Raw genomic sequence first — 20,218 nt, forward strand, 5'->3', positions numbered from 1 at the left:
ATTTAGGCGGCGACGGGCGCGACCGCAACCGGGCGTCCGGTGCGCTGCTCCAGGCCATGCACCAGCGACCATTCGCGCGCCAGCGCCAGCGATTCGGGCGGCGATAATGTCAGCGTCAGCGTTCCGGTGCCGCCATCGCGTTCGGCGCTGCGCAGTGCCGCCAGCAGGTGCCAGCGGACCGGGTCGGCGGCGTGCAGTTCGATCAGCGAGGGGCGGGTGCGCTTGAGCACGATCTGCATCAAGCCGAAGCCGTTAATCGCGGTGCGCTCGCAGGGGAGCGTCATCGCAGCATCGAAATAATTGGCGACCGCGTTGCGGTCAGCCTTGTCGGCGAGCGTCGGGAAATCGATCACCACGCCGCCGCCGATGCCGTGGCGACGGATCGCGAGCGCGGCCTGGGTCGCAGCCGCCAGCCCGAGCGCGCGCGGGGCGATGTCGCCATCGACGTCGATCACCATCATCGCAGGGGTGGGTGACAGGGTCAGCGATCCGCCGGTGAAGTCGATCTGACCGGTTTCGGCTTCGGCCAGAATGTCGTGCCAGCCGGCCTGGGCGAGCAGGTCGGGCCCGTGCGCGGATGTCCGCGTGATCTCGTGGCCATCGGCGGTGATTCGCTCGAGCAATGTGGGGCCGGGGGTGAGCGGCGTCGCGTTGGTTACCGCGCGCAACCGGGCGGGCTTGTGCCGCGCGGTTCCGGGTTCGAACAGCACTTCGCGCAGCACCTCGGCGCGCAGCGTCTTGCCTTCGCTCAGCTCCTTCGGCACCGGCTGCAGCATCGCCTCGCTGCCATCGGCCAGCGCGACGCGGGCGCGGTGACCACCCGCGCTTTTGGCCAGCAGCCGTCCCTCGACCACCGCGCCGCAGCCGAGCGGCATGTCACTGCGCTGGATTCGTGCCTCGACAATGCGGCCATGCTCGATCAGCGCGGCGCGCTCTTCGCCGATGCCGTCTTCGTAGATCCAGTGGGTCATGATGCGGGGTTCAATCTTGCGGGGGCGAGCAGGCCGGCGGTGACCAGCATGCTGCGGGTCTCGTAAAGTGGAAGGCCCATGATGCCGCTATAGCTTCCTGCCATGGTGCGGATCAGCGCCTCGGCGCTGCCCTGGATGGCATAGCCGCCCGCCTTGCCCAGCCATTCGCCGCTGGCGATATACGCGTCGATCTCGTCGGCGTGCAGACGTTTGAAGATGACGGTGCTTTCGGACAAGCGGTGCAGGCTGCGGCCACCCGGCAGCATCAGCGTCACCGCCGACAGCACCATGTGACGGCGGCCCGAAACCAGATCGAGACACATCCGCGCCTCGGCTTCACTCTCGGCCTTGGGCAGGATACGGCGGCCGACCGCGACCACGGTATCGCCAGACAGCACCGCAGCGTCGGGCTGCTGTGCGACCACGACCGCGGCCTTCTGCGCCGCCATGCGCCGGGCGTAGACGCGCGGCAGTTCGGTCTTGAGCGGGGTCTCGTCGATATCGGCGGGGACGATGGCATCGGCGGTCACGCCGATCCGGGCCAGCAACTGCTGGCGGCGCGGACTGGCCGATGCAAGAATGAGCGGGGGCATGGCCGCCATGCTCATTTGAATCGGTAGGTAATCCGGCCCTTGCTCAGATCGTAAGGCGTCAGTTCGACCAGAACTTCATCGCCCACCAGCACGCGGATGCGGTTCTTGCGCATCTTGCCGGCGGTGTGGCCGAGGATTTCGTGATCGTTTTCCAGCTTCACGCGGAACATGGCATTGGGAAGCAGTTCGACCACCTGGCCGCGCATTTCGAGAAGTTCTTCTTTTGCCATTCGGCCCCTGCAATGTGGTTCTGGTGACGAAGATGCAGCCTTTGCATCGTCGTTATGCGCCGCTGTTCCGGGGAATGCCCTGCGCAAAGGTGAGCGCGCCTTACAGACAAACCGTGCAAAAGAAAAGACGGGAGTTCATGCCGTCTGTCGCACCTGATCTGTCGTTGCGCGAATATTTGTTACAATTCAGCACTGGCTAAGGCTCGGCGCTCCATCATATTGCGCTGCAACAAATAAATTCCCCATCGCGCCTCTCCCCCGGCGTCCGATAGATAAAAAGAGCCGTATCTCCCATGATGTTTTCGCTGCGACCCCCTGTCACCCCCATGCCTTTCGTGCGTCCTGCGCTCGGCCTGTCCCTCGCCACCGCGCTGTCGCTGGCAGCAAGTCCGGCGGCGGTCGCCGCCTCGCTGGTTGGCGACGAAGCCGCCCGGGCCGCGACAGGAACGGCGGCTGATTCTGCACAGGCGCAACCCGATCCCACGACGCCCGACGATACCCAGCCTGATGACGACGGCAACACCATCGTGGTGCGGGCAGAGCAGTTGCGCGGATCGATCCGCACCGATGTGCCGCCAGTAGCCGAACTGAACGCGACCGACATAGCAAGCTATGGCGCCTCCTCGATCGCCGAACTGCTCGAGCAGATCGCGCCGCAGACCGGAAGCGCCCGCGGCCGTGGCAGCGGCGGCCCGGTGGTGTTGCTCAACGGCCAGCGCGTCTCGGGCTTCCGCGCGATCCGCGACCTTCCCCCCGAGGCGATCCAGAAGGTCGAGGTGTACCCCGAGGAACTGGCGCTGCGCTATGGCTTCCGCCCGGACCAGCGCGTCATCAACTTCATCCTGGTCGATAACTATCAAAGCCTCGCTGCCGAACTCGAGGGCGGGCTGGCGACGCAGGGTGGTTACGGCACCAAAGAGGTCGAGGCGACATTCACCAAGATCGGCAAGAACACGCGGCTGATCCTCGATGTCGAATATGAAACCGCAACCGCCCTTCGGGAAAGCGAACGCGGCATCGTTCAACCCGGCAGCAGCGCGCCGTTTGCCTTGGGCGGCAATATCGGCGCCTCGCCGTTTGGCTCGGGGGCTGAAATCGATCCGGCGCTGAGCGGCCTTGCCGGCCGTCCGCTGGCGCTGGTCGGCGTGCCGCAGGGGATTACCGGCGCGCCCGCGCTGTCGGCGTTCACGGGCGGCCCCAACACCACCGACCTGGGCGAATTCCGCACGCTCATTCCCAATTCGGACCGCATCCAGGCCAACGCGACCTATATCCGTAACCTGGGGACGGACACCAATGTCCAGGTCAACGCCACCTACACCAATGATTTCGCCACCTCTCTGCTTGGGCTCAACACCGCGACGCTGACGGTACCCTCGACCAACCCGTTTTCACCGTTCAGCCGCGATGTCGCCTTGCTCACTGCCTTTGGTGATCCGCGCGCAATCACCCGCACGGTCGACAGCGACACCTATTCGCTGGGGTTCAACGCCAATGGCGTGCTGCCCGCCAGCTGGAAATGGGCCCTGACCGGCGACTACACCCGCGTCGACACGCTGACGATTATCGATCGCACTGCCGATGTGACGGGGCTGCAGGCGGCGATCTCGGCCCCCAGCGGCGCGATCAATCCCTTCACCGGCACATTGGGCTCGCTGCTGCCTGGACTGATCAGCGACTCGGCGCTCAGCCGCAACCAGCTGTTCAACTCGCAGCTCACGGTAAACGGCACGCTGACGGATCTGCCCGCAGGTCCGGTCAGCATGACCCTGGTCGGCGGCTTTGCCCGGCGATTGCAGGATTCGACCGACAGCCGGCTGGCAGGGCAGGGCAGCACCTCGCTCACACGCAGCGAGGCGAATGTCTCGGCCAACATCGATGTGCCGCTGGTCGACGATTACATGAGCGACTGGTTCGGCAAGCTCTCGGTCAACGGCAATCTGGGCTATCGCCAGCTGAGCGATGCCGGCGGCCTGCTCAGCTTCGGCTATGGCCTCAACTGGTCGCCCACCGACACGCTGACCATCCAGGCCTCGTTGATCGCCGAAGAGGCTGCCCCGGGGATCAGCCAGCTCGGCGATCCGCGCATCGTCACCCCCAATATCAGCACCTTCGATCTGGCCCGCAACGAGACCGTGCTTGCGACTATCATCACCGGCGGCAACCCGCTGCTGACGCCCGAGGAACGGCGCGACGTCAAGGTCTCGATCAACTATCGTCCGCCTTTCGTCGAGGGGCTGGATTTCCTCGCCGAGTTCATCCGCAACCGCAGCTATGGCACGACATCGTCGTTCCCGATCCTCACCCCCGAGATCGAGGCGGCATTTCCCGACCGCATCATCCGCGACACCGATGGCACGCTGCTCGCCATCGATCAGCGCGCGATCAACTATGACCGGGTGACCAGCGACCGCGTGCGCTATGGCATCAACTTCTCCAAACGGATCGGCGGCGATGATCGCGGCGGCGGTGGCCGGGGCGGCGCCGGTGGCCCGCCGCGCGGCGAGGGCGAGACGGGGTCAGCCCCGCAAGGCACTCCGCCGGCAGACGGTGCTCCGCCAGCAGACGGTGCTCGGCCAGCAGACGGGGCTCCGCGCGCCGATGGTGCGCCACGGGGCGAGGGCGCCGGGCGCGGTCCGGGCGCAGGTGCCGGTCGCGCTGCGGGCGGTCCTCCGCGTGGCGGACCTCCCGGCGGGTTCGGCCCGGGCGGCCGTGGCGGTCGCTGGAACATCTCGGTCTATCACACCGTGCGCTTTGCCGAGACCATCCGGATTCGCCCGGGTCTTGCCGACCTCGACCTGCTCGGCGGATCGGCGATCGGCGCAAATGGTGGCGTTCCGCGCCACGGCGTGGAGATGGAAGGCGGACTGTTCCTCAACGGCGTGGGCCTGCGGTTCAACGGCAACTATCAAAGCGGATCGCGCGTCGATGGCGGCACGGCAGTGGGCGCGACCGATCTGCGCTTCAACGACATCGCGACCTTCGGCGTGCGCACCTTCGTCAACTTCGACAACAAGCCCGCGCTGACCGAGGCTGTGCCGTTCCTCGCAGGTTCGCGGCTGCGGTTCTCGATCGACAACATCTTCAACGCGCAGCAGCGGGTGACCACGCAGGATGGCACCGTGCCGCTGCGCTTTCAGCCCGGCTTCATCGATCCGCTGGGCCGCGTCGTCTCGTTGAGCTTCCGCAAGCGCTTCTGACCCGGAGGGTTGACGCCAAATTTGCCATGGCTTTTGCGATTTGCGGCGGGTAAAGACGCGACCTTGAGCCGGGGCAGACGCCTTTCGGCAGTGTAGAATGATTCCGAGGAGTCCCAATTGGCGCTGACACCTAACAAGGACGCAGATGCCGCGCGCGACAACATGTTCATGCGCGAAGTCGACGACGCCCTGCGGCAGGACCAGATGGCCGGGATCGTCCAGAATTACGGCAAGCTCATCCTCGTCGGCGTTGTCGCCCTGCTGCTCGCATTGGGCGGGTGGTTCTATTATCGTTCTTCCCAGGCACAGGCTGCGGGCGAGCGCGGCGAGGAACTGACCAACGCGCTCGACGCGGTGCGCAACAACAATCTGGCCGGCGCCGCCAATGCGCTCAAGCCGCTCGAAACCGCCGATCAGCCGGGCTATCGCGCGGTGTCGCAGCTGCTCGCCGGCGCGATTGCCCAGGAACAGGACAACCCCAAGGCTGCTGCTGCGACCTTTGCCAAGGTCGCTGGCGATGACAGCCTGCCGCAGCCGTTGCGCAATCTGGCGCTGATCCGCCAGACCGCAGCCGAATATGACAGCCTCAAGCCTGCCGATGTCATCGCACGGCTCAAGCCGCTGGCAGTGCCGGGCAATCCGTGGTTTGGCAGCGCGGGCGAAATGGTCGCGATCGCGCACATGCGGATGAACAAGCCCGAGCTTGCCGGACCGCTTTTCCTGCAACTGGCCGATGACAAGCAGGTGCCCGAGACCATTCGTTCACGTAGCCGTCAGTTGGCAGGCGTCATGGGCGTTGACGCGGTCAGCGATCCCAGCAAGGCGCAGGGCGTTGCGGAACCCGTCACAGCGGCGGGTCTGGGCCCTCAGGCGGCGGGCCAATAGATTATTGTGTGCGGGTCGCTACCGTTGATGATGCACTTTTGAAGATTCGGGAGCTGGACTGGCAATGCAAAACGCAAAATGGGCGATGATTCTCGCGCTGTCGGCTACGGTCGCAGGCTGCGGCGTATTGGGCGGCAAGGACAAGCCCACCACGCCCACCGTGGGCAACCGGACCTCCATTCTCACCCGCGCTGAAAGCGGCGCTTCGGTCGACAAGGATCTGGCCGGGGTTTCGGTGATTCTGCCCGCGGCCGTCGCCAACCCCAACTGGAACCAGCCTGGCGGCAGCGCCACCAAGGCGATCGGGCACGTCACCATCGGCGACACGCTGACTCGCGCCTGGTCGGCCAGGATCGCCGGCTCCAGCCTGCGCGTGCGGTTGGCGGCAGCGCCCGTGGTCTACGGCGGCAGGCTGTATGCGGTCGATACCAACGGCATGGTCCACGCGTTCGACACCGCGAACGGTGCCAAGGTGTGGCAGGTCGCGCTCGAGGCGCGCGATGACGGCTCGGGCTCGGTCTTTGGCGGGGGCGTCAGTGCCGATGCAACCCGTGTTTATGCCACCAACGGCGTGGGCGAGGTTGCCGCGCTCAATGCGGCCGATGGTACGCAGGTCTGGCGGGTAAAGCCTGCCGGCCCCTTGCGTGGTGCACCGACCTTGGCGTTCGGCGCGGTCTATGTGATGACACAGGACAACCAGGTCGTCTCGCTCAACCAGGTCGATGGCGCAATCAACTGGAACCAGGGCGGATCCCTCGGCCAGGCCGGTGTGTTCGGCGTGGCGGCACCGGCTGCCGGGCAGGGCACCGTGGTCGCCGGCTTCTCGAGCGGCGAGCTGATCGCCTATCGCTACGAAAACGGCCGCAACCTGTGGTCCGACGCGCTTGCGCGCACCAGCATTTCGACCTCGGTATCGTCGCTGACCGATATCGATGCCGACCCGATCATCGATCGCGGCCGGGTCTATGCGGTGGGCGAGGGCGGCCGCATGGCCGCGTATGAGCTGGTCACCGGCCAGCGCATCTGGGAACTCAACATCGCAGGCATTTCGACCCCGGTGATCGCGGGCGAATGGCTGTTCGTGCTGACCGACGATGCCCGCATTTTGTGCATCGCGCGCGCGACCGGCAAGGTGCGCTGGTCGACCCAGCTGCAGCAGTATCGCAAGGAAAAGAAGAAGGAAGGCCAGGTTTACTGGAATGGCCCGGTTCTGGCCGGTGGCCGATTGTTCACGGTCAACACGCTTGGCGAAGTGGGCACGATCAATCCCGCCGACGGCACCCTGACCCTGATAGACGACCTCAAGGAAAAGGTCTCGCTGCCACCGATCATCGCGGACAACACGATGTACATCCTGGATGACAGCGGCACGATCACCGCCTGGCGCTGATCGTCGCTAAGCCACGCTTCTCAATCGCGGGGGGAGACAAAGTCCCTCTTCCGCGATAAGGGCAGGCCATGTTACCTGAAATCGTCATCATCGGCCGGCCCAATGTCGGCAAGTCCACCCTGTTCAACCGTCTGGTCGGCAAGAAGCTGGCGCTGGTCGACGACCAGCCCGGCGTCACGCGCGACCGACGGCTGGGCAAGGCGGAGCTGCTCGGCCTGCACTTCCAGATCGTCGACACCGCAGGCTATGAGGACGAGGACCCCGAAACGCTTCCGGGCCGGATGCGCAAGCAGACCGAGCAGGCCGTCGCCACGGCGCGCGCGGCGCTGTTCGTGTTCGATGCGCGCGCCGGGATCACCCCGCTCGACGAGGAAATCGCGCGCTGGCTGCGCACCACCCGCACCCCGATCATCCTGATGGGCAACAAGGCCGAGGGCCGCGCCGCCGAGCCGGGCCTGATGGAAGCCTATTCGTTGGGGCTGGGCGAACCGATCGCGTTCAGCGCCGAGCACGGGGTGGGCCTGGCCGAGCTGTTCGACGAATTGCGCCCGCTGATCGAGGACTGGGACGAGGGCAATGGCGACGACACCCAGATGCCGGCGGTCAACCTCGATGCCGAATCGGTCGACGAAAGCGCACTCGAGGCCGCACCGCTGCAGCTCGCCATCGTCGGGCGCCCCAATGCGGGCAAATCCACGCTGATCAACACCATCCTGGGCGAGGACCGCCTGATCACCGGACCGGAGGCGGGCATTACCCGCGATTCGATCGCGATCGACTGGTCCTGGAACCCTGCCGACGGCGCGCCCTCGCGTCCGGTGCGGCTGATCGACACCGCCGGGATGCGCAAAAAGGCCAAGGTGGTCGACAAGCTCGAAAAGCTCTCGGTCGCCGATGCCAAGCGTGCGATCGACTATGCCGAGGTCGTCGTGCTGCTGCTCGATGCGACCCGGGGGCTCGAGCTGCAGGAGCTCAAGATCGCGGACAACGTCATCAAGGAAGGCCGCGCGCTGATCATCGCGATCAACAAATGGGATGTCGCCGAGGACGCCTCGAGCCTGTTCAACGGCATCAAGGCCGCGCTCGACGAGGGGCTGGCGCAGCTCAAGGGCGTTCCGGTGCTCACCATATCGGGCATTACCGGCAAGGGCATCGATGTGCTGCTCAAGGTGGCGTTCGAAACCCGCACCGCATGGTCGCGCCGTGTGTCCACCGGCAAGCTCAACCGCTGGTTCGAAATGGCGGTCGAGACCAATCCGCCGCCCGCGCCCGGCGGCAAGCGGATCAAGCTGCGCTACATCACCCAGGCCAAGGTGCGCCCGCCGGGTTTCATCATTTTCGGAACGCGGGTCGAAGAATTGCCCGAAAGCTATTCGCGCTACCTGATCAACAGTCTGCGGCGCGATCTCGACTTCGGTGCGGTGCCGGTGCGGCTGACGTATCGTGCGCCCAAGAACCCGTTTGCCAAGGATTAGGCACAAACCGCTTCAAAATGGCTGTATTACGCGGAATATTTCATCCGCTTCTCTTGCGGTGCAAGACTTCGTTTACCATTGCGGGCGTAATTTGAACCCTGAGTGCTTTGGGGCACGCCGGGAGATTGCATCATGTCCTATCTGGAGGCACCGTTGATCAACTGGTCGACCTTCGCCGACACGCGGGCCACGCTGGGGACCGATTTTGTCCGGATCCTGGGCTATTTTCGCGAAGACGGTACCAAGTCGGTCGATACGATCGAAGCCGCGATGCGTGAGCGGAGCGCGGCGAAGCTGGTGCTGCCCGCGCATACGCTGAAGGGCGAATCGTGGCAGTTCGGTGCCGAGCAGCTGGCCATGCTGGCTGAGAAGATCGAGACGACCGCGCGGCACTGCGTCGAGACCCAGCAGGAGCCCGACGAGCTGCTCGAGGATATCGTCGGCCTGCGCGATATGTTCCAACAGTCGCTGGCGGCGTTGGAGAAAGAGGCCAATCCGCTGGTCGAGCGGCGCAGCTTCGGCCGCCGCAGCGCCACTGCCGGTGCCGTCATGGGCACCCAGCGCAGCTTCGGGCGCGGCTGACCCGGACGCGGTCCACCGTGCATTCCACCGCACCGGTATCTTGACCGGACCGCCTTGCAGTCATATCTGGGCGGCATGGCTATCCGTCCCATCCTTGAAGTGCCCGATCCGCGGTTGAAGACCGTTTCCACCCGTGTGGAGACGTTCGACGACGATCTGCGCACACTCGTCGCGGACATGTTCGAGACGATGTACGACGCGCCGGGCATCGGCCTGGCCGCGATCCAGATCGGCGTGCCCAAGCGCGTGCTGGTGATCGACCTGCAGCACGAGGGCGAGGATGGCGAGCCGGTGCGCACTCCGCAGGTGTTCATCAACCCCGAAATCCTCGATCCATCGGACGAGCATACGCTCTACAACGAGGGCTGCCTTTCGGTGCCCGACCAGTATGCCGAGGTCGAGCGCCCCTCGACGATCCGCGCGCGTTGGCAGGACCTCGACGGCAAGGTCCATGAAGAGCCGATGGACGGCCTGATGGCAACCTGCCTGCAGCATGAGATGGACCACCTCGAAGGCGTGCTGTTCATCGACCACCTTTCGCGCCTCAAGCGCCAGATGGTGCTGAAGAAGCTCGAGAAGCTGCGCAAGGCGGCTTGAGCGGCCTGCGTTTTCACAGATTGAATTAAATCGTCACCCCCGCGCAGGCGGGGGTCCCGCTTCTGCGCCGAGCCTCGCCAAAGCGGGATTCCCGCTTTCGCGGGAATGACGGGGATTTGAGCCTACCGGTCCCCTGCGAAGGCAGGGGCCCATCTCCTGACGTCGCGACCAGATGCACCATCCGGAGGTGAACCCCGCCTTCGCGGGGGAGCGCAGATGGGGTCGGCAGTTGTCCCCAGCGCGAAGGCGTTGCCCCATTGCCAAGCCACTGCCTGCGCTTTAAGTTCGCTTTTCGTTCTCACATTCCAGATCGGAAAGTACCAGCATGGACCCCGTGGTCGCCGTCTTTATCGTTATCGCCCTGGTCATTGGTCTTGCCATCGGCTGGTGGCTGGGCGGCAAGCCGGTCGCCGAGGCGCGCACCGCGCGCGAAGGGGCACAGGCTGCGCTCAAGGACCTGCAGGATCAGTTCAACGCCGCGATCCGCGATCTGGCGGGCGCGAGCGAGCGCGCCAAGCTCGCCGACGACCTGTTGCTGCGGCTCGAGGCTGTGCGGACCGATAACGCCGCACTTTCGGGCCAGCTTGCCGCTGCCGCCGAGCGCGCGCGCCAGGCTGATGATCTCGCCGTCCGGCTCGACACGCTGCGCGCCGACCACGCTGCGGCTGCGCGCGAACTTGCGGCGATGAAGGCCGACGCCGCCAACCACGAAAAGCAGGTCCGCCAGCTGGTCGAGGCGCGCGAGCAATTGACCCAGCAGTTCGGCGAGGTCGGCAACAAATTGCTCGGCGAGGCGCAGAAGGCGTTTCTCGAGCGCGCCGACCAGCGCTTCATTCAGTCCGAAGAGCGGCACGAGGAAAAGATCAAGACGTTGCTCGCGCCGGTGGGCGAGCGGCTCAAGGAGTATCGCGAGCAGGTCGACAAGATCGAGCAGTCGCGCACCGAGGCCTATGGCGACCTCAAGGGGCTGATGGACCAGATGCGCAGCGGGCAGCAACAGGTGCGCGACGAGACCGCGCGGCTGGTCAACAGCTTGCGCAACGCCCCCAAGGCGCGCGGGCGCTGGGGTGAGCAGCAGCTGCGCAACGTGCTCGAAAACTGCGGTCTGGCCGAGCACACCGACTTCCTGATGGAGGTCAGCATCGAGACCGATGACGGCGTGCGGATGCGCCCCGATGCCGTGATCCGCATTCCCGGCGGCCGCTCGCTGATCGTCGATGCCAAGGTTTCGCTCAACGATTACCAGGACGCGTTCGAGGCGGGGGACGATCTCGCCAAGTCGACCAGCATGGCGCGGCACTGCCAGTCGATGAAGAACCACGTCAATCTGCTCGGCGGCAAGGCGTACCAGACCCAGTTCGGCGACGCGCCCGACTACGTCATCATGTTCGTGCCTGGAGAGCATTTCCTGTCCGCCGCGCTCGACCATGATTCGACGCTGTGGGACTTCGCCTTCTCGCGCAAGGTGCTGATCGCGACGCCGACTAACCTGGTGGCGATCGCGCGCACCGTCTCGAGCGTCTGGCAGCAGGAAGCGCTCGCCAAGAACGCGCGCGAGATCGCCGATCTGGGCAAGGAAATGCACGAGCGCCTCGCCAAGGCGGCCGAGGACCTCAAGAAGGTCGGCGCCAATCTGGGCAAGGCGGTGTCCGCTTATAACGGCTTCGCCAACAGCTTCGAGGGCCGCCTGATGGTCACCGGCCGCAAGTTCGAGAAGCTCAACATCGAGACCGGCAAGCGCGAACTCGAACCGATCGCCGAAATCGAGGCGCTGCCAAGATATGGCGATACCGCGCTGGCCGATGCGGTTGAGGAAATGAAGGACGCAGCCGAGTAACTGCGCCAGCGCGAGCCTCCACCGTCATCCCGGACTTGATCCGGGACCCAGAGCGGGATCGTTCACGCGTTCGACCCTGCGCCCCGGGTCAAGCCCGGGGTGACGAATAATGAGGGCGATGCAATCCAAATCCTCCCCCAGCTTGCTGGGGGAGGGGGACCGCCCGCGTAGCGGGGGGTGGAGGGGATGCGGGATCGTGCTGTCCATCGATCGTAGTGCCATCCCGCTTCCCCTCCACCACCGACCTGTGGTCGGCGGTCCCCCTCCCCGAGACGAGCTCGGGGAGGATTTTCGCGATCAAGGGCTAGCCCGCCACGCACGATGCGGCGGAGCCAAGCGGCGCGCGGGGCGTTGACGCTTTTCGATCCCCCCACACCCGCTAAGGAATTTCGTGATGAGCAAGACAGCTTTGGTGGCAGGCGTCACCGGGATCGGCGGCAGCGCGATTGCGGCGCTTCTGGTCGAGCAGGGTTGGACCGTCTACGGGCTCGCGCGCAGCGGCACCGAGCAGCCGGGGGTCATCCCGGTGTCTGCCGATCTGCTCGACGCTAAGGGCACGGCAGCGGCGCTCGCTGACATCAATCCAGACGCGGTGTATATCACCACCTGGCTCCGGCAGGAGACCGAGGCCGAGAACATCCGGGTGAACGCGGCGATGGTGCGCAATCTTCTCGCCGGTTTGCCGAAGGGGCCGCGGCATGTCGCGTTGGTCACCGGGCTCAAGCACTATCTCGGCCCGTTCGAGGCCTATGGCAAAGGCTCGCTGCCACAGACGCCGTTTCGCGAGGAACAGGGGCGGCTCGATATCGAGAACTTCTATTATGCGCAGGAGGACGAGCTGTTCGCGGCCGCCGAGCGCGACGGCTTCAGCTGGAGCGTCCACCGCCCGCATACCGTGATCGGCAAGGCGCTGGGCAATGCGATGAACATGGGCACGACGTTGGCGGTTTATGCGACCTTGTGCCGCGAGACCGGGCGGCCGTTCACCTTTCCCGGCTCGGCAGCGCAATGGCGCAGCCTGACCGACATGACCGACGCCGGCCAGCTCGCGCAGCAGCTGTTATGGGCCACCGAAACCCCGGCAGCGCACGACCAGGCGTTCAATATCGTCAACGGCGATATCTTCCGCTGGGAATGGATGTGGGGTCGGATCGCCGAATGGTTCGGGCTGCAAGCCGCACCCTTCGACGGCACCGAGCGCCCGCTGGCGCAGCAGATGGCCGATGATAGCGCTGTGTGGCGGCAGATCGCCGAGCGCGAGCAATTGGTTGAACCCGATCTCGCGCGGCTGGCGTCGCCCTGGCACACCGATGCGGATCTGGGCCGCCCGATCGAGGTGGTCACCGATGTGTCGAAGAGCCGGCGGATGGGCTTTGCCGCCTATCAGCCGACCGACGATGCGTTCTTTGCGCTGTTCGAGCAGCTGCGGGCCGAGCGCATCATCCCCTGACGGCGCGCGGCAGGCGCGCGGGTCAGGTCATTTGCCGGTGAACTTCTTCGCGAAGCCCATGATGTCGTTCATCGGGTTGCCGTCGCCGTCGCGGTCGAGAAAGCCGGTGACCTTCTTCAGCGCGTCCTCACCGCCGACCTGCGCCAGCAGATCGTTGAGCTTGTCCATCGGCAGTCCGGTCGATTGCGCGGCGGTGGTGACGGTGTCGCCGGGCTGGGGGGCGGCCTGGCCCAACGCGGCCATCGCCGATTGCACCTGTGCTTCGCTCAGGCCCACTTGGCGGGCGAGCGCTGCGATCTTGTCGGTGCCGCCCAGTTGGCCGACGATGTTGTTGAGGAAATCCATTGGTGCCTGCTCCTGTCTCGCGCGAATGCCGAAGAACGTGGCGAGGTTAACATCGGCGACGGCGGTTCGCCATGGGTTTCACCCCGTCAACGGCCCAACATCTGGTAAAATCGCCGCGCTCCAAACGCAAAACGGCCGCTCGCCGGGTGGGCGAACGGCCGATGATGCTGTGAACCGGTTGTGGTCGGGTCAGGCGGCGACGGTCTGGCGCTGCGGGGCGGCGGCGCGGACCGCTTCGTCGACATGGTCTTCGAACTGCGCGAAGTTGTCGATGAACTGGCCGACCAGCTTCTGCGCGGTGGCGTCGTAATCCGCCTTGTCCGCCCAGGTGCCGCGCGGATCCAGGATTGCGCTGTCGACGCCGGGAACGCTCACCGGAACCTCGAAGCCGAAGTTCGGGTCGGTGCGGAACTCGGTGTTGCCCAGGCTGCCGTCGAGTGCGGCGTTGAGCAGCGCGCGGGTCGCCTTGATCGGCATGCGGTTGCCGACGCCGTACTTGCCGCCGGTCCAGCCGGTGTTGACCAGCCAGCAGGTGACGTTGCCCTTGGCGATGCGCTCTTTCAGCAGGTTGCCATAGACCGACGGGTGGCGCGGCATGAACGGGGCGCCAAAGCAGGTCGAGAAGGTCGCCGAAGGTTCGGTCACGCCGATCTCGGTGCCCGCAACGCGGGCGGTATAGCCCGAGAGGAAGTGGTACATCGCCTGCTCGGCGGTCAGCCGCGCGATCGGGGGCAGCACGCCATAGGCATCGGCGGTGAGGAAGATGATGGTCTTGGGGACGGGGCCCAGATTGTCCGCCGACGCGTTGGGGATGAAGTCGATCGGATACGAACCGCGGCTGTTTTCGGCCAGCGTGTTGTCGGCGAAATCGAGCTGGCGGGTCTCGGGGTCCATCACCACGTTTTCGAGCACGGTGCCGAACCGCTGGGTCGTGGCATAGATCTCGGGCTCGGCCTCGGGCGAGAGATTGATCATCTTGGCGTAGCAGCCGCCCTCGAAGTTGAACACCGCGGTGTCCGACCAGCCATGCTCGTCATCGCCGATCAGCGTGCGGCTGGCATCGGCGCTCAGCGTCGTCTTGCCGGTACCCGACAGGCCGAAGAACACCGCGGTTTCGCCCTCGGGGCTGATGTTGGCCGAGCAGTGCATCGGCATCACGCCCTTGGTGGGCAGCAGGTAGTTGAGGATGCCGAACACCGACTTCTTCATTTCGCCGGCATAGGCCGTGCCGCCGATCAGGATCAGCTTTTCGGTGAGATTGACCGCGATCACGGTTTCGCTGCGCGTGCCGTGCTTCGCCGGATCGGCGCGGAAGCTCGGCAGGTCGATGATGGTGTATTCGGGCGCGAAACCGGCAAGCTGTTCAGCCGTCGGGCGCACCAGCAGCGTGCGGATGAACTGGCTGTGCCAGGCGAACTCGTTGATCACGCGAACGTTGACGCGGTACTCGGGCTGCGATCCGCCGAACAGGTCCTGCACGTAAAGCTGCGGCTTGGTGCCAAGGAACGCGAGGAAATCTTCCTTGAGCGCGGCGAAGTGCTCAGGCGTCATCGCGACATTGGTCTTGCCCCACCACACCGAGTTTTCGGTCTCGGCATCTCGCACGATGAACTTGTCCGTCGCGCTGCGGCCGGTGTGCTTGCCGGTCGCTACCACCAGCGCGCCGCCAGCGGCCAGCGAACCCTCGCCATTGCGCAGGGCCTCTTCGACCAGCGCCTCGGTGCCGAGGTTCCATTTCTGGTTGTCGGTTGCGGTAAAGCCCTGATCGGCAAGCGAAACTTTGGATGTGTTAGCCACTGGTCATATTCTCCCATGTCGCGGTCGCCGATGGCTGGGCTTGCGCCCGGGCACCAGCCTCTCTCGATACGAGGCGACTCGCGTTGATCATCTGTAGACTGCAACCGTCCAAGACCACTGGTCGCAGGTCTGTCAATAGCTGCTACCGGTGTCATAACATGGGTGACCGAATCGCGAGCAAGCCGCTCGCGTGTGCAGCATTGCAGCCGGTTGCACAAAGCGGTTGTCCCTGACGCTGCGATATGCGACCGGCAGGCAGGTTGATCGAGGAGGTTCCATCCCTGGCATGGCAGCAGTGATTGCGCTGGTCGATGACGACCGCAACATTCTGACATCTGTATCGATTGCGCTGCAAGCGGAAGGCTTTGTCACGCGCCTGTATTCGGACGGCGAGACCGCGCTGAAGGCGATCGTCGAAACGCCGCCGGATCTGTGCCTGTTCGATATCAAGATGCCGCGCATGGACGGGCTGGAGCTGCTGCGCCGGGTGCGCGAGCACAGCGCGGTTCCGGTGATCTTCCTGACATCCAAGGACGAGGAGCTCGACGAGGCGCTGGGCCTGGCGATGGGCGCGGACGACTATATCTCCAAGCCGTTTTCGCAGCGGCTGCTGATCGCGCGGATCAAGGCGATCCTGCGCCGCTCGGAGCTGATGCGCACGCCCGATGCGGTGAGCGACGAGCCTGTGGCAGACCCCATTGTGCGCGGGCGGCTGGAAATCGATCCGGCGCGGCACATGGTGAGCTGGGACGGCAGGCGCGTGACGCTGACCGTCACCGAATTCCTGATCCTCGAGGCGCTGGCGGCGCGGCCCGGCGTGGTCAAGAGCCGCAACCAGCTGATGGATGCGGCCTATCAGGACGACGTCTATGTCGATGACCGCACCATCGACAGCCATATCAAACGGCTGCGGCGCAAGTTCCGCGAAGTCGACTCCGAATTTTCCGCAATCGATACCCTGTATGGCGCCGGCTACCGTTTCTCGGGCGAGTAACCCGCTCGCGCAGCCGATGGGCTGGACGCGGCGGGTTTCGCTGACATGGCGGATTCTGGCGGTCAATATCTTCGCGATCGCGATGCTCGGCGGGGGGCTTTTGTATCTCGACAGCTATCGCGAACAGATCATCCAGGAGCGGCTCGAACAGGAGCAGCAGAGCATCTGGCTGCTGGCCCACGCGCTGGAGCGGCTGGATGGTCCCGACCGGGTCGCGATGATGACCGCAGTCGGCGCGCGCTATGGCTCGCGGGTCAGGCTGTATGCCGAGAGCGGCGCGCTGCAGCTCGACAGTTTCCAGCTGGCTGCGCCGACCTATGAACTGCGCAATCCCGATGATGAACCCTGGCAGCGCCATGCGGCGCGGCTGCTCGATCAGGGCTTCGACTGGCTGGTCGATGCCCAGCGCGTCGACAGGTTCGTCGAGCGGCAGCCCGACCGGCTGACCAACTGGGCCGAGGCAGTCGCCGCACGCGGCAGCCAGCGTGCGCATGCGCGGATGCGCTATGCTGCCGATCGCACCCCGATGATCAGCGCCGCGATCGCGCTGCCACAGGGTTCAGGCGTGCTGTTCACCAGCTACAACGCCCGAGACATCACCCGGATCGTGCGCGAGGAGCGCTACAATCTCGCGCTTATCGTGCTGACCACGGCGTTGGTCTCGATCCTGTTTTCGCTGTTCCTGGCGAGGACCATCGTCCAGCCGCTGCGGCGGCTGGCGAGCGCTGCGGTGCGGGTGCGGCTCGGCCGCGCGCGCGAGGTGGTGGTGCCGCGATTGCCCTCGCGCGGCGACGAGATCGGCCTGCTGGCGCGCTCGCTGTCCGACATGAGCCTGGCGCTGCGGCAGAAGATCGACGCCACCGAAGCCTTTGCCGCCGATGTCAGCCATGAGCTCAAGAACCCGCTCGCCTCGTTGCGATCGGCGCTCGAGGGGCTGGGCAGCGTCAAGGACGAGGGTTTGCGCGCGCAGCTGTTCGATATCGCGTGCAGCGATGTGCGCCGGCTCGACCGGCTGATCACCGACATTTCCGAAGCCTCGCGGGTCGATGCGCAGCTCACCCGCACCCGATTCGAGCCGATCGATCTGGGCGAGATGATCGAGAATCTGCTCGAACTGCGCCGCACACGCGGCCTTAACCAGGGGCGCGAGATCGTCTTTGCCCGGCCCCGGCGCGGGGTCGCGGTGGTGATGGGCGAAGGGACGCGGCTCGAGCGCGTGATCTCGAACCTGCTCGACAATGCGGTGTCGTTCTCGCTGCCGGGCGGGCTGGTGCGGATCGAGGCGACGCAGGTCCGCACCGAGGAGCAGGCGCGGGTGCTGGTGCGGGTGATCGACGAGGGCCCGGGGGTGGAACCCAGCGAGCGCGAGGAAATCTTCCGCCGCTTCCACAGCGCCCGGCCCGAGGGCGAGGCCTTCGGCCAGCACAGCGGACTGGGCCTGGCGATTGCGCGGACGATCATCGAAGGGCATCATGGCGCGATCAGCGTCGATGACCGCGATGACGGAATGACCGGCGCGTGTTTCGAAATTCGGCTGCCGGGGATGGATCCGGCCGGGCTGCCGATATCACCCGCCTGACGTCCGCCAAGGGACGCAGCGAACGGAGCCACGAGGGGGGAGGGGCCATGCACCCGGCAGGACAGTGCATCTATCCGGCGAGCTGTGTCAGCATCGGCGGGGCCGCCGTGCTGATCTCCGGTGCGTCGGGGATCGGCAAATCCGAGCTGGCGCTGGCGCTGATCGATCGCGGCGCGCAGCTGATCAGCGACGACCAGGTGGCGTTGCGCTGCGAGGGCGAACGGCTGGTGGCATCGCCCGCGCCGAACATCGCCGGGCAGATCGAGATGCGCAATCTGGGGTTGATGCCGATGCCGCCCGGGCCGGACTGCCCGGTGGCGCTGCTGATCGAGCTCAACCGCGCCGCGCCGCGCTGGATCGAGCAATGCGAGCGTCGGGGGATCCTGGGCATCGCCATCCCGCAGATTCTGCTGACCCCCGACAGTGCGGTGCTGGCGATCAAGGCCGAAATGGCGTTGCAAGCCTATGGCCTGAAAGGCTAGGCCTGGCGCAGAGTTGCGGCGCGTTGCGTGCCGCGCCAGGGGTGGCGTTATGACCGGTTCCACAAATGATGCGGCCGCAGGGGCCGCAGAGCGTGCTTCCCCCCAGCGGGTGATGCTGGTCACCGGCCTGTCGGGCGCGGGCAAGACCACCGCGCTCAAGACGCTGGAAGACCTAGGCTGGGAGGCGATCGACAATTTCCCGATCCGGCTGCTGCCGCTGTTGATGGACACGCCGCAATCGGTGGGACGGCACGAGATGGGCCGTCCGCTGGCGATCGGCTTCGACACGCGCACCCGAGGGTTCGACCCCGCATCGATCGTGCGGCAGGTGCGCGATCTGGAAAAGCATCCCGATTATGCTGTGAGCACCCTGTTCCTCGATTGTGCGGGCCGCGAACTGCAGCGCCGCTATGCCGAGACCCGGCGCCGGCACCCGATGGCGCAGGACCGTTCGGCAGAAGCGGGGATCGCCGAGGAGCGCGAGTGGCTGCAGCCGCTGCGCCGCTGGTCGGAAAACGTCATCGACACCACCGACATGCCGATGTCCGACCTGCAGCAGGAAATCCGCCGCCGTTTCGCGCTCGAGCAATCGCCCACCAGCATCATCGTCACCAGCTTCGGCTTTGCGCGCGGAATGCCGCCCAGCGCCGATCTGGTGTTCGACATGCGCTTCCTGCGCAATCCCCACTGGGACCGCTCCCTGCGCGAAATGACCGGGCTGGATGCGCCGGTGGGGGAGTTCGTGATGAAGGACACCGCCTATCAGGGGGCTGTCGACCGAATCGTCGATCTGCTGACCTTTCTGCTGCCGCGCTATCAGGCCGGCGCCAAGGCCTATGTCCATATCGCGATCGGGTGTACCGGGGGGAGACACCGCTCGGTGTTCGTCGCCGAGGAGATAACCAAACGCTTGCAAGCAGCGGGCTTTTGTCCCACTGTCCAGCATCGCAACCTGACGTCAAGACCCGTCGATGCCATAGAAGGTAGCCCCGTGCAGCCGCCCGTTTGATGGCGGCAAAGAGGGCGAGGAGAGTTCAGGAATTCGGCGCAGGGTCAGACCGAGACATCTTCAAGAACCAAACAACTTGGCTCAGATACAGGCACATTGGTACAAGCATCCCCTATGATTGGTCTTATTCTCGTCACCCATGGACGGCTCGCGCAGGAGTTTCTGGTCGCGATGGAACATGTGGTCGGCAAACAGCAGAACATCGAAACCATCGCCATCGGACCCAACGATGACATGGAGCAGCGCCGTGCGGATATCGCAGGCGCCATCGCCAAGGTGGACAGCGGGCAGGGGGTCATCGTGCTCACCGACCTGTTCGGCGGCACGCCCTCGAACCTGGCGATCTCGCTGCTCGATGCGGGCAGGGTCGAGGTGATCGCGGGCGTCAACCTGCCGATGCTGATCCGGCTGGAAGGCGCGCGCCGATCGATGAACGTGCGCGACGCGGTCGCCGCGGCGCGCGAGGCCGGGCAGAAATACATCAGCGTGGCCTCCGACCTTCTGGGGCAGGAAAGCGCGCAATGAACACGCAAACGGTGACGATCACCAACGCAAGGGGGCTCCACGCCCGCGCCAGCGCCAAGTTCGTCACCGCGGTCGCGCGGCTGCCCGAAACGGTCACGGTGCATGTCAGCAAGGATGACAATGTCGTCACCGGCAGCTCGATCATGGGGCTGATGATGCTCGGCGCAGCACGCGGCGACAGCATCACCATCAGCGTCGAGGGCGAAGGCGCCGACGCCGCGCTCAAGAAGCTCGTCGGGCTGGTGATGGACGGTTTCGGCGAGGACTGACCGTCCCG

Annotated in this window: 19 protein-coding genes; 14 read left to right on the forward strand and 5 right to left on the reverse strand. The window is 65.5% G+C overall.

The window, feature by feature from the left end; translation table 11 throughout:
- Positions 1-2: 2 nt before the first annotated feature.
- The 3 genes from QUV11_RS13140 to infA are packed head-to-tail and all read right to left on the reverse strand — an operon-like array spanning position 3 to position 1,794.
- Positions 3-971, reverse strand: a complete 969-nt coding sequence (locus QUV11_RS13140) for a ribonuclease E/G (protein ID WP_300883347.1) — start codon at positions 969-971, stop codon at positions 3-5.
- Complete coding sequence (locus QUV11_RS13145) at positions 968-1,564, reverse strand: nucleoside triphosphate pyrophosphatase (protein WP_300883348.1); 597 nt, start codon at positions 1,562-1,564, stop codon at positions 968-970. Before QUV11_RS13145 ends, QUV11_RS13140 begins: the two co-directional genes overlap by 4 nt.
- An 11-nt stretch (positions 1,565-1,575) precedes the next feature.
- Complete coding sequence (gene infA, locus QUV11_RS13150; RefSeq protein WP_300883349.1) at positions 1,576-1,794, reverse strand: translation initiation factor IF-1; 219 nt, start codon at positions 1,792-1,794, stop codon at positions 1,576-1,578.
- Positions 1,795-2,087: 293 nt separating this feature from the next.
- Here infA and QUV11_RS13155 point away from each other — a divergent pair, with 293 nt between their 5' ends.
- The 8 genes from QUV11_RS13155 to QUV11_RS13190 all read left to right on the forward strand — a co-directional run bounded on the left by QUV11_RS13155 (position 2,088) and on the right by QUV11_RS13190 (position 13,210).
- A complete protein-coding gene (locus tag QUV11_RS13155; RefSeq protein WP_300883350.1) occupies positions 2,088-4,994 on the forward strand; it encodes a TonB-dependent receptor in 2,907 nt (968 codons plus the stop codon).
- A gap of 117 nt (positions 4,995-5,111) precedes the next feature.
- Positions 5,112-5,879 (forward strand): tetratricopeptide repeat protein, encoded by a 768-nt coding sequence (locus QUV11_RS13160; protein ID WP_300883351.1) that lies wholly within the window; start codon positions 5,112-5,114, stop codon positions 5,877-5,879.
- Between the two features lie 64 nt (positions 5,880-5,943).
- Positions 5,944-7,269 carry a PQQ-like beta-propeller repeat protein gene (locus QUV11_RS13165; protein WP_300883352.1) on the forward strand — a complete coding sequence of 442 codons (1,326 nt, stop codon included), beginning with the start codon at positions 5,944-5,946 and terminating at the stop codon, positions 7,267-7,269.
- 68 nt (positions 7,270-7,337) lie between these two features.
- Positions 7,338-8,744 (forward strand): ribosome biogenesis GTPase Der, encoded by a 1,407-nt coding sequence (gene der, locus QUV11_RS13170; protein WP_300883353.1) that lies wholly within the window; start codon positions 7,338-7,340, stop codon positions 8,742-8,744.
- Between the two features lie 132 nt (positions 8,745-8,876).
- Positions 8,877-9,326, forward strand: a complete 450-nt coding sequence (locus tag QUV11_RS13175; RefSeq protein WP_300883354.1) for an Hpt domain-containing protein — start codon at positions 8,877-8,879, stop codon at positions 9,324-9,326.
- Between the two features lie 75 nt (positions 9,327-9,401).
- Positions 9,402-9,923, forward strand: a complete 522-nt coding sequence (def, locus tag QUV11_RS13180) for a peptide deformylase (protein WP_300883355.1) — start codon at positions 9,402-9,404, stop codon at positions 9,921-9,923.
- Between the two features lie 325 nt (positions 9,924-10,248).
- Entirely contained in the window at positions 10,249-11,760 is a 1,512-nt protein-coding gene (gene rmuC, locus QUV11_RS13185) for a DNA recombination protein RmuC (protein ID WP_300883356.1), read from the forward strand.
- Between the two features lie 394 nt (positions 11,761-12,154).
- Positions 12,155-13,210 carry an SDR family oxidoreductase gene (locus tag QUV11_RS13190; RefSeq protein WP_300883357.1) on the forward strand — a complete coding sequence of 352 codons (1,056 nt, stop codon included), beginning with the start codon at positions 12,155-12,157 and terminating at the stop codon, positions 13,208-13,210.
- Positions 13,211-13,237: 27 nt separating this feature from the next.
- On the opposite strand, the gene QUV11_RS13195 is transcribed toward QUV11_RS13190, so the two are convergent.
- On the reverse strand, positions 13,238-13,555 hold the full coding sequence (locus QUV11_RS13195; protein WP_300883358.1) for a hypothetical protein: 318 nt from the start codon (positions 13,553-13,555) through the stop codon (positions 13,238-13,240).
- A 189-nt stretch (positions 13,556-13,744) separates the two neighbouring features.
- Positions 13,745-15,352, reverse strand: a complete 1,608-nt coding sequence (locus QUV11_RS13200; RefSeq protein ID WP_300883359.1) for a phosphoenolpyruvate carboxykinase — start codon at positions 15,350-15,352, stop codon at positions 13,745-13,747.
- Positions 15,353-15,638: 286 nt separating this feature from the next.
- On the opposite strand from QUV11_RS13200, the gene QUV11_RS13205 reads away from it, so the two are divergent.
- From QUV11_RS13205 to QUV11_RS13230, 6 genes are all read left to right on the forward strand, one after another.
- Positions 15,639-16,346 (forward strand): response regulator transcription factor, encoded by a 708-nt coding sequence (locus QUV11_RS13205; RefSeq protein WP_289619734.1) that lies wholly within the window; start codon positions 15,639-15,641, stop codon positions 16,344-16,346.
- A complete protein-coding gene (locus QUV11_RS13210; protein WP_289619735.1) occupies positions 16,315-17,925 on the forward strand; it encodes an ATP-binding protein in 1,611 nt (536 codons plus the stop codon). Before QUV11_RS13205 ends, QUV11_RS13210 begins: the two co-directional genes overlap by 32 nt.
- Before the next feature lie 47 nt (positions 17,926-17,972).
- Positions 17,973-18,407 carry an HPr kinase/phosphorylase gene (locus QUV11_RS13215; protein ID WP_300883360.1) on the forward strand — a complete coding sequence of 145 codons (435 nt, stop codon included), beginning with the start codon at positions 17,973-17,975 and terminating at the stop codon, positions 18,405-18,407.
- A 49-nt stretch (positions 18,408-18,456) separates the two neighbouring features.
- Positions 18,457-19,416, forward strand: coding sequence for an RNase adapter RapZ (rapZ, locus tag QUV11_RS13220; RefSeq protein ID WP_300883361.1), 960 nt, complete (start codon positions 18,457-18,459; stop codon positions 19,414-19,416).
- 114 nt (positions 19,417-19,530) lie between these two features.
- On the forward strand, positions 19,531-19,941 hold the full coding sequence (locus tag QUV11_RS13225) for a PTS sugar transporter subunit IIA (RefSeq protein ID WP_300883362.1): 411 nt from the start codon (positions 19,531-19,533) through the stop codon (positions 19,939-19,941).
- Positions 19,938-20,210: an HPr family phosphocarrier protein gene (locus QUV11_RS13230; protein WP_300883363.1), complete on the forward strand. Its 273-nt coding sequence runs from the start codon at positions 19,938-19,940 to the stop codon at positions 20,208-20,210. The genes QUV11_RS13225 and QUV11_RS13230 overlap by 4 nt, the downstream gene beginning before the upstream one ends.
- Positions 20,211-20,218 lie beyond the last annotated feature (8 nt).

This window comes from Blastomonas sp., from assembly GCF_030373265.1.
Taxonomy (GTDB): Bacteria; Pseudomonadota; Alphaproteobacteria; order Sphingomonadales; family Sphingomonadaceae; genus Blastomonas.